At 69.4% G+C, this 12940-nt stretch carries 13 protein-coding genes; 5 read left to right on the forward strand and 8 right to left on the reverse strand.

Annotation, left to right across the window (positions count from 1 at the left end; translation table 11 throughout):
• The first annotated feature begins 119 nt into the window (after positions 1-119).
• The gene (locus tag ACIN94_RS24850) at positions 120-308 is read left to right on the forward strand and encodes a hypothetical protein (RefSeq protein WP_400710366.1); all 189 of its coding nucleotides are present in this window, start codon (positions 120-122) and stop codon (positions 306-308) included.
• A gap of 89 nt (positions 309-397) precedes the next feature.
• On the opposite strand, the gene ACIN94_RS24855 is transcribed toward ACIN94_RS24850, so the two are convergent.
• The 6 genes from ACIN94_RS24855 to ACIN94_RS24880 form a co-directional block, all read right to left on the reverse strand.
• Positions 398-679, reverse strand: coding sequence for a metal-sensitive transcriptional regulator (locus ACIN94_RS24855; protein ID WP_400710369.1), 282 nt, complete (start codon positions 677-679; stop codon positions 398-400).
• A gap of 24 nt (positions 680-703) precedes the next feature.
• Positions 704-1771 carry a glycosyltransferase gene (locus ACIN94_RS24860; RefSeq protein ID WP_400710376.1) on the reverse strand — a complete coding sequence of 356 codons (1068 nt, stop codon included), beginning with the start codon at positions 1769-1771 and terminating at the stop codon, positions 704-706.
• Positions 1768-2562 carry a hypothetical protein gene (locus ACIN94_RS24865; RefSeq protein WP_400710379.1) on the reverse strand — a complete coding sequence of 265 codons (795 nt, stop codon included), beginning with the start codon at positions 2560-2562 and terminating at the stop codon, positions 1768-1770. Before ACIN94_RS24865 ends, ACIN94_RS24860 begins: the two co-directional genes overlap by 4 nt.
• Before the next feature lie 155 nt (positions 2563-2717).
• Complete coding sequence (locus ACIN94_RS24870; protein WP_400710382.1) at positions 2718-4868, reverse strand: (Fe-S)-binding protein; 2151 nt, start codon at positions 4866-4868, stop codon at positions 2718-2720.
• Between the two features lie 178 nt (positions 4869-5046).
• Positions 5047-5673: a TetR family transcriptional regulator gene (locus ACIN94_RS24875; protein WP_400710385.1), complete on the reverse strand. Its 627-nt coding sequence runs from the start codon at positions 5671-5673 to the stop codon at positions 5047-5049.
• Between the two features lie 51 nt (positions 5674-5724).
• A complete protein-coding gene (locus tag ACIN94_RS24880) occupies positions 5725-6537 on the reverse strand; it encodes a sugar phosphate isomerase/epimerase family protein (protein WP_400710388.1) in 813 nt (270 codons plus the stop codon).
• A 160-nt stretch (positions 6538-6697) separates the two neighbouring features.
• Between ACIN94_RS24880 and ACIN94_RS24885 the strand changes: the two genes are divergently transcribed.
• The 3 genes from ACIN94_RS24885 (at position 6698) to disA (ending at position 10027) form a co-directional block, all read left to right on the forward strand.
• Positions 6698-7396: a class I SAM-dependent methyltransferase gene (locus ACIN94_RS24885; protein WP_400710391.1), complete on the forward strand. Its 699-nt coding sequence runs from the start codon at positions 6698-6700 to the stop codon at positions 7394-7396.
• 69 nt (positions 7397-7465) lie between these two features.
• On the forward strand, positions 7466-8866 hold the full coding sequence (gene radA, locus ACIN94_RS24890; RefSeq protein ID WP_400710394.1) for a DNA repair protein RadA: 1401 nt from the start codon (positions 7466-7468) through the stop codon (positions 8864-8866).
• A gap of 78 nt (positions 8867-8944) precedes the next feature.
• A complete protein-coding gene (disA, locus tag ACIN94_RS24895) occupies positions 8945-10027 on the forward strand; it encodes a DNA integrity scanning diadenylate cyclase DisA (protein WP_400710397.1) in 1083 nt (360 codons plus the stop codon).
• A gap of 96 nt (positions 10028-10123) precedes the next feature.
• Here disA and ACIN94_RS24900 read toward each other — a convergent pair whose 3' ends face one another.
• Positions 10124-10789, reverse strand: coding sequence for a hypothetical protein (locus ACIN94_RS24900; RefSeq protein ID WP_400710400.1), 666 nt, complete (start codon positions 10787-10789; stop codon positions 10124-10126).
• Positions 10790-10901: 112 nt separating this feature from the next.
• Between ACIN94_RS24900 and ACIN94_RS24905 the strand changes: the two genes are divergently transcribed.
• Positions 10902-11777: an A/G-specific adenine glycosylase gene (locus ACIN94_RS24905; RefSeq protein WP_400710403.1), complete on the forward strand. Its 876-nt coding sequence runs from the start codon at positions 10902-10904 to the stop codon at positions 11775-11777.
• Between the two features lie 5 nt (positions 11778-11782).
• Here ACIN94_RS24905 and ACIN94_RS24910 read toward each other — a convergent pair whose 3' ends face one another.
• Positions 11783-12733: a TIM barrel protein gene (locus ACIN94_RS24910; protein WP_400710406.1), complete on the reverse strand. Its 951-nt coding sequence runs from the start codon at positions 12731-12733 to the stop codon at positions 11783-11785.
• Positions 12734-12940: the final 207 nt, after the last annotated feature.

Here is a 12940-nt window from a genome sequence, read left to right on the forward strand (position 1 = left end):
ATCTGAATTGTGATCTCCGAATCAGGAAATGATCTTCCCGAGGGCGGGACAGTGCCATAAGGAATGGTCCCGATGGGCCATGGGCACGAAAGACCGCCCGCCGTAACCTCGAAGTGGGTGTGGGCTGCGGAAGGAAGGACGACGCGGTGGGGCACGACGAGCTGGACTCCAGGGTCCACGACCGTGTCGCGTTGGACGAGATCGCGCTCTATGCAGAGGTGCTTACCGCCGTCGCGATCAGCGAACGGCCGCTTACCTTGGCGGAGCTCGACAACGCGCTCGGATTGAGTGCTTCGGCGATCTGCTGAAGCCGATGAGGAAACCGTCCAAACGAGCTAGTCCCGGACTCCTCAACAGGGGTCCGGGACGTGGTTCGGAAAGAGGGTCCGGTGACTAGTCACGAACGGACAAGGCGGGCGATCGCCGCCGAGGCCTCCTTGACCTTCTCCTCCGCCTCGGGACCCCCGGTGTTGATGGCGTCGGTGACGCAGTGCCCGATGTGGTCCTCCAGCAGGCCGAGCGCCACCGCCTGAAGAGCACGCGTGGCGGCCGACACCTGTGTCAGCACATCGATGCAGTAGGCGTCCTCTTCGACCATCCGCTGCAGGCCCCTTATCTGTCCCTCGATCCGTCGCAGCCGGGTCAGATAGGCCTGCTTGTCTCCGCTGTACCCATGCATGTCACAACGGTACCCGTGTCAGGCTCAGCGGGAGGTGGCCACGATCAGTTTCTCCCACCGTTCGGCCACCGAAGGCGCCGCGTAGGCGGCCGCGGCCTCCAGCGCGCCGGCCGCGAGCTCCCGGCGCCGGCGCTCGTCGTCGATGAGCGCGAGCAGCGCGGAGGCGTACGCCTCGATCTCGCCCTCCCCCTCGGGGATCAGGACACCACTGCGGCCGTCGGTCACGAACTCGCCGGGCCCTCTCGGACTGTCGAACCCGATCACCGGCACCCCGCTGGCCATCGCCTCGATCACGGTCATCCCGAGCACCTCGGCCCGCGAGGTCACCGCGACGACCGAGGCCTTGGCGAACTCGCCGGTCAGATCGGAGGTCAGTCCCATGAAGTAGACGTGGTTGTGCAGGTTCAGGTCCTGGACCAGAGCACGCAGCCGCCTGTCCTCCGGGCCCCCGCCGTACAGGCGCAGCCTCCAGTCGGGCCGCTTGTCGGCGACGGTGGCGAACGCGCGGATCAGCCGGTCGTAGGCCTTCACCGGCACCCAGCGCCCACCCGCGGCGACGATGCGGTTGTCCATCCGCGAGCGCGGCCAGGGGTCGGTGGGGAGCGCGTCCGGGATCATCCTGACCTCGACGCCGCCCAGCAGCCGGTCCCATTCCCCACGGCTCGTCTCGGTGGCGGTGACGACCGCGTCCAGGCGCGGGTAGAACTTCCTGATCGGCCCGGGCACCAGCGGGCGGCCCCACTCGCGGGCGATCCGCACGATGTCGCGGGGCGCGTGCTTGGCCACCTGGACGCTCAGTCCCGGCCTGGTGCTGATGACCACGTCGGCCTTGAGCGCGCGCAGCCGCCGCCAGAGGGCGACCTCGGTGCGCATCTGCCCCTGCGGCAGCAGATGCCGCACGCCGGGCTGGACGTCGACCACCCAGGACAGCGCCACCCCCGGCTCCACGGGGAAGAACGGCCTCTCCTTGTGGCGGCGGAGGCTGAGGATCTCGACCTCGTGGCGTTCGGCCAGCTCTCCCGCCAGGTTGACGACCGACCGGACATCGCCCCGCATGCCGTAGGCGGAGGGAACGAGCAGGCAGATCCTCACCCTCCGACCTCGATCCTGAGCTCGTCGTCGGCGGTGTACCGGGGCCGGATCGGCACCCCGTCGATCTCCTCGGCCGGGTAGTGCAGGCGGCGGCGCTTACCGTCCACGTCGTCCAGCCGGGAACTCAGGCGGAGCGGCGTGGCCAGGCCGTCCACCTCCAGCGAGGGTTCCCAGGTGCCCGTCTGCTCGGGCGCGGCGGCGAGCACGTCGCACAGGGAGAGCGCGGCGTGGAAACGCACCCCCTGGACCGTCGCGCCCACGGTCAGCTCGGCGTCGGGGTGGTTGCGGCGCAGCGCGAGCCGCGCCCCGTGCCAGGACTCGTCGTCATCGAGGCCGGTGAAGGCCAGCAGGCCGGTGACCTCGAAGCGGCCCTCCCGGAACCAGACCGCGCGGACCTCGGCGACCGGTTCGGCCTCGTCGACCTTCAGCGCCAGGAAGCCGCTGCGCGTGCGGTAGGCCCGGTGGGCCAGCGTGCGGCGGCTCAGCGCGTAGGTGTCGAGGCGGTCGAGCGAGAAACCCGGATCGATGCTCCGCAGCCGGGTGCGGGTCCCCTCCTGCTCCAGATAGACGTCCCAGCGGCCGGGGGTGAGGGGCAGCGGTGCGAGCGAGACCGCGAGCGTCGCGTCGCGCGCCTCGGCGCCCGGGCTGCCCAGCACCACCGTGCGCTCCGCCGCGGTGACACGGTGCCGCAGGACGAGCCCGGTGCCGCTCGCCAGCGGTCCGTCGATGGACAGGCGGAGTGAGAGAACGTCGGTCAGTGTGACCTCGGCATCCGTGACGACGACATGCATCGCCAGCTCCCTCCCCGTCGAATGAGCTACGCGACGTTGAGGTTACCGTGATTTTTCCGTAATCGACAGAAAGACTTTTGGACCTAGTGTCGTTTTCTTGACATCTTTACCGGTTGTCAGGTAAAGCCCGCGAGGCGGGCCGTACCTGAGCCGGGTCAGACGGCCTCGACGGGCTTCCCCTTGATGGACTTGATCAGAAGCTGGGAGACGTCCACGACCTCCAGCGTCTCCTTGGCCTCGCCGGCGTTCTTCTTCTCGTTGATCGAGTCGCCCAGCATGACCAGGCAGAACGGGCAGGCGGTGGAGATGGTGTCCGGGTCGGTGGTCAGCGCCTCGTCCACGCGTTCGGTGTTGATGCGCTTACCGAGCCGCTCCTCCATCCACATCCGCGCGCCACCGGCGCCGCAGCAGAAGCCGCGCTCCTTGTGGCGGTGCATCTCCTGGGTCTGCACGCCCGGGACCTTGGCCATGATGTCGCGGGGCTGGGAGTAGACCTTGTTGTGGCGGCCGAGGAAGCACGGATCGTGGTAGGTGATCTTCTCCTCGATCGGCGTGACCGGGACCAGCTTGCCCTCGTCCACCAGCTTGGCCAGGAGCTGGGTGTGGTGGACGACCTCGTAGACCCCGCCGAGCTGCGGATACTCGTTGGCGAGGGTGTTGAAGCAGTGCGGGCAGGTCGCGACGATCTTCTTGACCCCGGCCTCGTTCAGCGTCTCGACGTTCTGCTTGGCCAGCATGTCGAAGAGGAACTCCATGCCCAGCCGGCGGGCCGGGTCACCGGTGCAGGCCTCCATCGGGCCGAGCACCGCGAACTTCACACCCGCGACGTGCAGCAGCTCCGCGACCGCCTTGGTGGTCTTCTTGGCCCGGTCCTCCAGGGCTCCGGCGCAACCGACCCAGAAAAGGTACTCGGTGTCCTCGGGCATCGTCTCGTCGATGAGCTGGACCTCGATCGGGTCGACGTCGCGGCTCGCGAGCTCCTCGATCCAGTCGGCCCGCTTCATCTCGGACATCCCCCACGGGTTGCCCTTGTTCTCGAGGTTCTTGACCATGACGCCGGCCTCGGACGGGAAGTTCGACTCCACCATCACCTGGTAGCGACGCATGTCGAGGATGTGGTCGATGTGCTCGATGTCCACCGGGCACTGCTCGACACAGGCGCCGCAGTTGGTGCAGGACCACAGCACGTCCGGGTGGATGACGCCGTCCTCGCCGACCAGGGGCTTCTCCAGCAGGGCGAGCACGTCCTCGTGCAGGTCGGCGCGCTGCTCCTGGGTGGCCATCAGGTACGGCGCGACCTTGAAGGCGTGGTCGCGCTGGTCCAGGATCAGCATCTTCGGCGACAGCGGCTTGTCGGTGTTCCAGGCCGGGCACTGCGACTGGCAGCGACCGCACTCGGTGCAGGTGTAGAAGTCGAGGAAGCCCTTCCAGGTGGTGTCCTCGATCTTGCCGCGGCCCAGCTTGTCACCGTCGAGGTCCTCGTCCTCGAAGTCGACGACCTTGCCGTCGATCCGCATCGGCTGGGCCGGGCCGTTGCCGTCCGGGCGGCGGGAGAACAGCACGTTCAGCGGGGCGGTGAAGATGTGCAGGTGCTTGGAGTTCACCACGATGATGAGGAACACCAGCATGACGCCGATGTGCAGGAGCAGCCCGACGTGCTCGATCGCCTCGTTGGCCGAGGCGCCCAGCGGGCGCAGCAGCGCGGCCGCTCCGTCGGAGGCGAACGCCCCGGACGCGTAGGGCAGGTTGCCGGTGTTGGCCGCCGCACCGCGGAAGAGGAACATCGTCCAGATCACGTTGAAGATCATGAAGAGGACGAGCCAGGCGCCGCCGAGATGCGAGCCGGAGAACCGGGATTCACGGCCGAGCTTCCTGGGCGAGTTCTTGATCCTGATGACCGCGAAGGCGATCAGGCCGAGCAGGGCCGCGACCGCGATGAAGTCCTGCAGGAAGCCCAGGACCGCCCAGGTCCCGATGATCGGGATGTGGAAGTCGGGCGTGCCGGTGATCGCGCCCTGGATCAGCGCTCCGTAGGCCTCCAGGTAGACGGTCGCGAGGATGAAGAACGCCCACATGACGAAGAAGTGCGCGGTGCCCGAAGCCGTCCACTTGAGCAGCTTCTTCTGACCGAAGACCTCAACGAGCTGCGCCTTGATCTCGTCGCCGATGTTGTTCTTCGCATATTCGATCCGCTCGGGCGCGGACGGCCCGATGGTGGCGAGCTTGTAGAGGAACAGCACGCGGCGCGCGGCAATCGCGACCGCGACGGCTGTCATGACCAGCCCGATGATCGCTACCCAGAGCACGGGTCCTCCCACAGACGACTTTGGCTGCCAGCGTACGACCGCCGGTCATCCACGGTGATGGCGGGTTGCCATAAATCCTACCGGTGAGTAACTTACTTCGCGGTATGGGCCACGGCAACCACACGGTCAACTCGACATACAGAACGATTATCTGCCCATATCGCCATACACACAGACGCTATCGAGGACCGTCGAGATAGCGCTGGATCGTGGGCGCGAGCAGCTCCACCAGCTCCTCGATGTCCACCGAGGCGAGCGGCTCCAGCTTGACCACATATCGCATCAGGACCACCCCGAAAAGCTGCGCGAAGGCCGCGTCCATCCGGAGCGGGGGGATCCGGAGGGCCTCCGCCACCCGGTCCAGGATCGCATGCGCGACGAACTCGCGGATCATCGTGGCCATCCGGTCGTTGGTCATCGCGGTGCGGGCCAGCGCCAGCACGGGCTGGCGGGCCTCCGCGGACGAGGTCATCGTCAGGACGAACCGGGTCAGCCGCTCGCCGACCTCCTCGCGCGGCCCAGATGTGATCATCGGGATGACGATGTCGGGGTTGACCGGCAGCTCCATGGCCGCGACGAACATCCCCTCCTTGCTCGCGAAGTAGTGGTGGACCAGCGCCGGGTCCACCCCCGCCTGCCGGGCGATGCTCCGGATGGTCGCCTTGTCGAACCCCTTCTCCGAGAAGGTCTCCCGCGCGGCCGCGAGGATCTGCCCCCGCGTGTCGGCCGAGCCGGGCCGCCGCCCGGCACGCCTCCTGCCGGCCGGCCCACTCTCGGGCTGCCCGCCCACAGGCCGTTCACTCACCGGTTGTCCCTCCGCGTCGTCCTCGGGCCCTGCGGTCGCGCGGTCGTCCGCTCACACATTGGAGGAGGTGGAGAGATGCAGCCGCGCGAAGGCCAGTGCCTCGGTGAGATCGGCGATCCGTTCCGTACGGCTCGCCACCTTACGCGTGTTGATCTCCAGCACGACCAGGCCGTCGTAGCCGTTGCCCGCCAGGCGCTCCAGGATCGGCGCGCACGGCTGGCCGCCCCGTCCGGGGACCAGGTGCTCGTCCTTGTTCGCCACCCCCACGCCGTCGGCCAGATGCAGGTGGGCGAGCCGGTCGCCGAGCTTGGTGAACATCTCCATCGCGTCGACCCCGGACACGGCCGTGTGCGACAGGTCGAGCGTCACCTGCGGGAAGGCGTGGTCGACCGGGTTCCAGTCCGGCGCGTAGGGCACGACCTCATTGCCCCTGGCCTTCAGCGGGAACATGTTCTCCACCGCGAAGACCACGTCGGTCTCCTCCCGCATCCTGGCCAGACCGATCTCGAAGTCACGCGCGTAGTCGCGCTGCCAGCGGAACGGCGGATGCACCACGACCGTCGTGGCCCCGACCCGCTCGGCGGCCCGCTGCGCCCGCTGGAGCTTGGCCCAGGGGTCCTTGCCCCACACCCGCTGGGTCACCAGCAGGCACGGCGCGTGGATGGCCAGGATCGGCAGCTCGTAGTGGTCCGACAGCCGCTCCAGGACGTCGATGTCCTGGCTCACGGGATCGGCGCCCACCATGATCTCGACACCGTCGTATCCCAGACGCGCCGCGAGCTCGAAGGCGTCAGGGGTGCGCTCCGGGTAGACGGACGCTGTGGACAGCGCGACCTTCGCCCTGCTTCCTCGGACAACGCTCATGCGGCTTCCTCGCCTCCGGCCGGAGTTCTCGTAAGCGAATGTCGCCGCGTCCGCAAACCCGCGCAGCTGTGCTCACTCACGATGCCAGCCTAAGCGCGGGCGTCGATGAGTGAGCCCGGCCGCGCTGATGTGACGGAGATCGCACGGCTACGGTGAGGGCATGCCGCGGTTCACGAAGGGCGCCATCCCCAGCCCCAACATCTGGAACACACCCCACATCTACGAGCTGGAGAACCGGGCGGTGGACCCCGAGGGCCGGGCCGAGGCCGCGATGGCCGCCATCCGGCCGTGGAACGGCGCCACGGTCCTCGACATCGGCTGCGGCACCGGCTACCACCTGCCGTCCCTGTCGGCCACCGCCGCCCGCGTGATCGGCGTCGAGCCGCACGACGACCTCGTCCAGCTGGCCAGGCGCCGCTGCGGCCGGCTGCCCAACGTCGAGATCCACCCGGCCACCGCCCAGGCCCTCCCGGTGCCCGACGCCTCGGTGGACGTGGCCATCGCCCGCTGGGCCTACTTCTTCGGCCCCGGCTGCGAGCCGGGCCTGGCAGAGCTCTCCCGGGTGGTACGGCGGGGCGGCGCGGCCTTCGTGATCGACATCGACGCCACCCGTGGCGCCTTCGGCCGCTGGTTCAGCCAGTCGATCCCCACCTACTCGGCCGGGGCAGTCGAGAGGTTCTGGACCCACCAGGGCTGGCAGACCCAGCGCCTCGACCTGCGCATGTCCTTCGAGCGCCGCGCCGACCTGGAGGCGGTGCTCCGTATCGAGTTCACCCCCGCGGTCGCCGACCAGGCCATCGCCGAGACCCCCGGCCTGGAGCTCGCCTACCCCAACGTCCTCCGCTGGAAGCGTTTCTGACCACCCGCCGGGCGCGTCCGCACGCCGTACCGGGTGAAAGTTGTCGGCCGGGACCGGTAACGTGCGGCCATGGCTAAGAAGGTCGGCTATCGCTGTGGTGAGTGCGGTTGGCAGACCGCCAAGTGGGTGGGTCGCTGTGGCGAGTGCCAGGCCTGGGGCACGGTGGAGGAGGAGACCGCCCGCGGGGGCGTGCATGTGGCCTCCGCCGGGGCGGTGTCGGCTCCGGCCGTCCCGATCGGTCAGGTCAAGGCCGAGGTGGCGCACGCGCGCAGCACCGGGGTGCCCGAGCTCGACCGGGTGCTCGGCGGCGGCCTGGTCCCCGGCGCCGTCGTGCTGCTGGCCGGGGAGCCCGGCATCGGCAAGTCCACGCTCCTGCTGGAGGCGGCGGCCAAGATCGCACGGAACCAGACCGTGCTCTACATCACGGGCGAGGAGTCGGCCGCCCAGGTACGGGTCAGGGCCGACCGGATCGGCGCGATCCAGGACCAGCTCTATCTCGCGGCCGAGACCGACCTGAGCGCGCTGGTGGCCCACGTGGAGAAGGTCCAGCCGGACCTGCTCATCGTCGACTCGGTGCAGACGGTCGGCTCGGCCCAGACGACCGGGGTGCCCGGCGGGGTCACCCAGGTCAGGGAGGTCGCCGGCAACCTGGTCCGGCTCGCCAAGGAGCGCGGCATGTCCACGGTGCTGGTCGGCCACGTCACCAAGGAGGGCTCGATCGCCGGTCCCCGGACGCTGGAGCACCTGGTCGACGTCGTGCTCCACTTCGAGGGCGACCGGCACTCCCGGCTCCGGATGGTCCGCGCGATCAAGAACCGGTACGGCCCCGTCGACGAGGTCGGCTGCTTCGACCTGCACGAGGGGGGCATCGAGGGCATCGCCGACGCCAGCGGCCTGTTCGTCTCCCACCGGGCCGAGCCCGTGCCCGGCACGTGCGTCACGGTCACCCTGGAGGGCACCCGGCCGCTGCCCGCCGAGGTGCAGGCCCTGGTCGCACGGACCGAGGCCCAGCAGCCGCGCCGCTCCTCCTCGGGGCTCGACACCTACCGAGTGACGATGGTGCTGGCGGTGCTGGAGCGGCGGCTCAATGCCAAACTCGGCGGCTGTGACGTGTTCACCGCGACCGTGGGAGGCATCAAGCTCAGCGATCCGGCGGTGGACCTGTCGGTGATGCTCGCCGTGGCCAGCGCCGCCGGGGACAAGGCACTGCCGTCCGGGCTGGTCGTGATGGGCGAGGTGGGTCTGGCCGGCGAGCTGCGCCAGGTGCGCGACGTCCGGCGCCGCCTGTCGGAGGCCGCACGGCTGGGATTCACCCGCGCCCTGGTCCCGACCGGTTCCCTCGACACGGGCGGAAAACGGGGCGGCGAAAACTCCCTGGTCCCGGTCGGCAGCCGGAACACCACCCTCATGCCGGGGTTCGACATCGTCGAAGCGGACAACGTCTGGGACGCGCTCAGCCACGTCACCTAGAGCTGATCATCTGCCTGTTCAGGCTCAGAAGAACCTCCGCCGCTAAGCTAAGGATGATACGCAGACCACGGGGGTCAGGTGCCAGCACACAGAGGGCTCGACGAACGCCGCAGAGCCGTCCTGGCCGCGGTGGCTCCGGGCACCGCGCTACGCGACGGCCTGGAGCGCATTCTTCGCGGTCATACAGGCGGCCTGATCGTGCTCGGCTACGACGACACGGTCGAGGAGATCTGCAGCGGCGGATTCGAACTGGACGTCGAGTTCTCCGCCACGCGGCTGCGCGAGCTCGCCAAGATGGACGGCGCCATCGTGCTGAACGCCGGCGATCTCAGGATCGTCCGCGCGGCCGTGCACCTGATGCCCGACCCGTCCATTCCCACCGACGAGTCCGGCACCCGGCACCGCACCGCCCAGCGGGTGGCCGTGCAGACGTCCCTGCCCGTCATCTCTCTCAGCAAGTCCATGCGGATCATCGCCCTCTACCTGGACGGCTTCCGCTACGTGCTGGAGGAGTCGGCGGCGATCCTCTCCCGGGCCAACCAGGCCCTGGCCACCCTTGAGCGCTACAAGATCCGCCTCGACGAGGTGTCCGGCACGCTGTCGGCGTTGGAGATCGAGGATCTGGTGACGGTCCGCGACGTCGCGGTGGTCACCCAGCGACTGGAGATGGTCCGGCGTATCTCCGAGGAGATCACCGGTTACGTGGTCGAGCTCGGCACCGACGGCCGCCTGCTGTCCCTGCAGTTCGACGAACTGGTGGCCGGGACCGAGACCGACCGCGAGCTGATCGTGCGTGACTACCTGCCCGTGACGGACCGCCGCCCGCGCACGTTCTCCAACGCCCTGCACGATCTCGACAAGCTGTCCCCCAGCGACCTGATCGACCTCTCCGTCGTCGCCCAGGTCCTGGGCTACTCGGGCAACGACGCCCTGGACGGCCCGGTGAGTCCTCGGGGCTACCGCCTGCTGGCCAAGGTTCCCCGCCTCCCAAACACGGTGGTCGACCGCCTGGTCGACCAGTTCGGCAGTCTGCAGAAGCTGCTGGCCGCCAGCATCGGCGACCTCCAGGAGGTGAGCGGGGTCGGCGCGGCCAGAGCCTGTCACATCCGCGAGGGCCTCTCCCGGCTGGCCGAGTCCTCCATTCTGGAACGTTACGTCTAGGTCCCGCACCGGACGCCGACCGGGACGTTCTCGGCGGGGAGCAAGCGTCTCAGCCCTGGAAACCCGGTCAAGGTCCGGAGACGCCCGCACCGCGCGCTAGCGGAGGTGGAAGACGCTCTTGTGGCTCTTCAGTCCGGGGCTGTGGACCACGGCCACGTAGGTGCCGGCCTGGACGCCGTCACGCTTGGCCGTGCAGTCGCCGCCGGACCGGCGGCGGTCCCACTCGATCTCCCGGACGTACGGGATGCCACGCTCAAGCCGGCGGATGTCATCGACGTCGCCGCTGACGCAGTCGGCCGAGGACCAGACGCGATCACTACCGGAGGTGATTCGGACCTCCATCGCCCGGGGCCCGACGTCGGCCGTGCACATCACCTTGCCGATGTTCACCAGTGTGAGGAGGAACCGGGGCCGGCTGCCCGGCCCGTAGACGTCTCCCCGGCCCTGCATGTTCAGCACCAGGTCGGGCGAGTCACAGGCGTCACCGGGCCGCTTGGCCCTGACGGTGGCCTTCGCCACCCGGTGGGTGGACGTCGGGCTCGGCGAGGGGGTGACCGTCACCGTGGGCAGGACGGTCACGATCGGATCCGGCGTGAGCGATCCGCTGAGCGGTGCCTGTACCTTCGACGTCTTCTCCGGCCCACTCGACGAGCAGGCCCAGACGACGACGGCGACCACCACGAGCACACCGATGAGCGCGGCCATCCGACGCCGCCAGTAGACGTCCACCCCTATGTCGCTACGGAACGTGTGCGGATCCATACGCACAGTATGAAGATTTCTCGCGAGTCCTGAGGAGCGACCCGCCGCTACCGGTTCCGTTTCGGCGAGGGGAGGTGGGGAAGTGGGACCTGTTCGGCACTATCGTCGGAAGGTGCCCGAGCCGAACCTCCTACTGGAACCCGTTCTCGACTGGTATGCCGAGAGCGCCCGCGATCTCCCCTGGCGCACCCCCGACGCCTCTCCCTGGGCGATCCTGGTCAGCGAGATCATGCTGCAGCAGACACCGGTGGTCCGGGTGCTGCCCGTCTGGACCGAGTGGATGGAGCGCTGGCCGACACCCGCCGCGCTCGCCAAGGAGACCCCCGGGGAGGCCGTACGCCACTGGGGACGGCTCGGCTACCCACGCCGGGCCCTCAACCTGCACGCCTGCGCCCGCGCGATCACCGACCGGCACGGCGGCGAGGTCCCCGCCGACCACGCCACCCTGCTGGCGCTCCCCGGCATCGGCGAGTACACCGCGGCCGCGGTGGCCAGCTTCGCCTTCAGAGGCCGGCACGCCGTTCTCGACACCAACGTCCGCCGGGTACTGGCCCGGGCCGTGCGCGGCGAGGAGTATCCCCCGAAGGCCACCACGTCCGCCGAACGACGGCTCGCCGAGTCGCTGCTGCCCGGCCCCGGCGACGCCCCCGTCTGGGCCGTCGCCGTCATGGAACTGGGCGCTCTGGTCTGTACGGCCCGCGCCCCCCGCTGCGCCGACTGCCCGATCAGCGGCCTGTGCGCCTGGCGCCTGGCCGGCAAGCCGGCCTACGACGGCCCCGCCCGCAAGGGCCAGACCTACGCGGGCACCGACCGTCAGTGCCGTGGACGCCTCCTCGCCGTCCTGCGCCAGGCTCACGGACCTGTCCCCAAGGACGCTCTCGACGTGGTCTGGGAGAGCGCCCCCCAGCGGGAGCGCGCTCTCGACGGCCTCGTAGCCGACGGCCTGGCCGAGGTCCTCGACGACGGCACCTACCGCCTCCCCGGATGACCGGTTCAGGCGGCCAGGCGCAGACCGAGCGCGGTGAGGTTGTTGCGGGTCCAGTCGAGCTCGTCGGCGAGCATGTTGACCAGGGCGCCGGGACCCTTGGCCCGTAGCGGCACGGCCTGGTTGTGGGTCTCGACCTCGATGTGGGCGGTGCCGTTCACCGCGCCGGAGATCATGGCGGTGAGGGTGTCCTCCAGGACCGAGCGGGTGCTCGGCAGCTCCTGGTGCGCCTCGCTCACATGGTTGTGGACGCGGCCGAGCTTCACCACGGGAGCGCCGGCGGCCGCGAGACCGCGCAGGGCGGCTCCGGGCTCCTCCCCGCCGGCGGCGAGGTGGCAGGCGTCCAGGCAGACCCCGAGATGCTCGGAGTCGATGCCGCCCACCCGCTCCAGTGCCTGCTCGGTGGTCTCCAGCACGCAGCCGGGCCACGGCTCGAAGCCGACCCTGATCGTCTTGCCGGTGACGCTGTAGATACCGCGCAGCTCGCGGGAGAGACGCTCCAGCCGGCGCGAGGCGATCGCGTGCAGGTCGGCGGGCCAGTCGCGGCGCCAGCCGATGGGGATGGTGGAGATGCTTCCGAAACGGACGTCCTCCGGCAGCAGGAAGGCCAGGATCTTGGCCAGTGCCATCGTGTAGCGGTAACGCTCGGGCTTGGCCCAGTCAGGACCGGGGGCCTCCTGGTTACGTCCGCCGGTGCCGTTGAGACTGACGACCTCCAGACCGCGCTCCTCAAGGGAACGGCGCAGGCGCACCAGCTCGATCCGGTCGGCGGTGAGGTGATCGGCGACGCTCGGGGCGAGCCAGAGGCCCACACCCATCCGCTCCACGCCGAGGCGCTTGCGCACCGGGACCGCGTACCGGGTCAGGTGCGCGATCAGGTTCTCCAGGTCCTCGGCGGGATGCACGCCCGCGTTGTAGGACAGATGAACGAGCGTCCCGCCCTCGTGTCGCAAACGCATCCGATGCCTCCCAGGAGTAATCCGTGTAAGTGAGGGCGATCGCCCTACGCCGACGGTTATGGCGTCAGAGCTACAAGGCCCTTCCCTGCCGGGAACTCGGCTCGGCCCGACGAGGATCCCGTACGGGCACCGATCTCCGCGTCACTCCTGGAGTTGATTCTTCGGTACGCCACCGGGCTGACCTCGGGACCGGCCTCACCACGATCC

Origin of the sequence: Streptosporangium sp. NPDC087985 (assembly GCF_044741965.1) — a bacterium.
Lineage (GTDB): Bacteria > Actinomycetota > Actinomycetes > Streptosporangiales > Streptosporangiaceae > Streptosporangium.

Bases quoted from the DNA above. Each gene is read 5' to 3' on its own strand.
- ACIN94_RS24855 (WP_400710369.1), bottom strand. From the start codon at position 679: ATGCATGGGTACAGCGGAGACAAGCAGGCCTATCTGACCCGGCTGCGA.
- ACIN94_RS24865 (WP_400710379.1), bottom strand. From the start codon at position 2,562: ATGCATGTCGTCGTCACGGATGCCGAGGTCACACTGACCGACGTTCTC.
- ACIN94_RS24880 (WP_400710388.1), bottom strand. From the start codon at position 6,537: ATGAGCGTTGTCCGAGGAAGCAGGGCGAAGGTCGCGCTGTCCACAGCG.
- ACIN94_RS24885 (WP_400710391.1), top strand. From the start codon at position 6,698: ATGCCGCGGTTCACGAAGGGCGCCATCCCCAGCCCCAACATCTGGAAC.
- radA (WP_400710394.1), top strand. From the start codon at position 7,466: ATGGCTAAGAAGGTCGGCTATCGCTGTGGTGAGTGCGGTTGGCAGACC.
- ACIN94_RS24900 (WP_400710400.1), bottom strand. From the start codon at position 10,789: ATGGATCCGCACACGTTCCGTAGCGACATAGGGGTGGACGTCTACTGG.
- ACIN94_RS24910 (WP_400710406.1), bottom strand. From the start codon at position 12,733: ATGCGTTTGCGACACGAGGGCGGGACGCTCGTTCATCTGTCCTACAAC.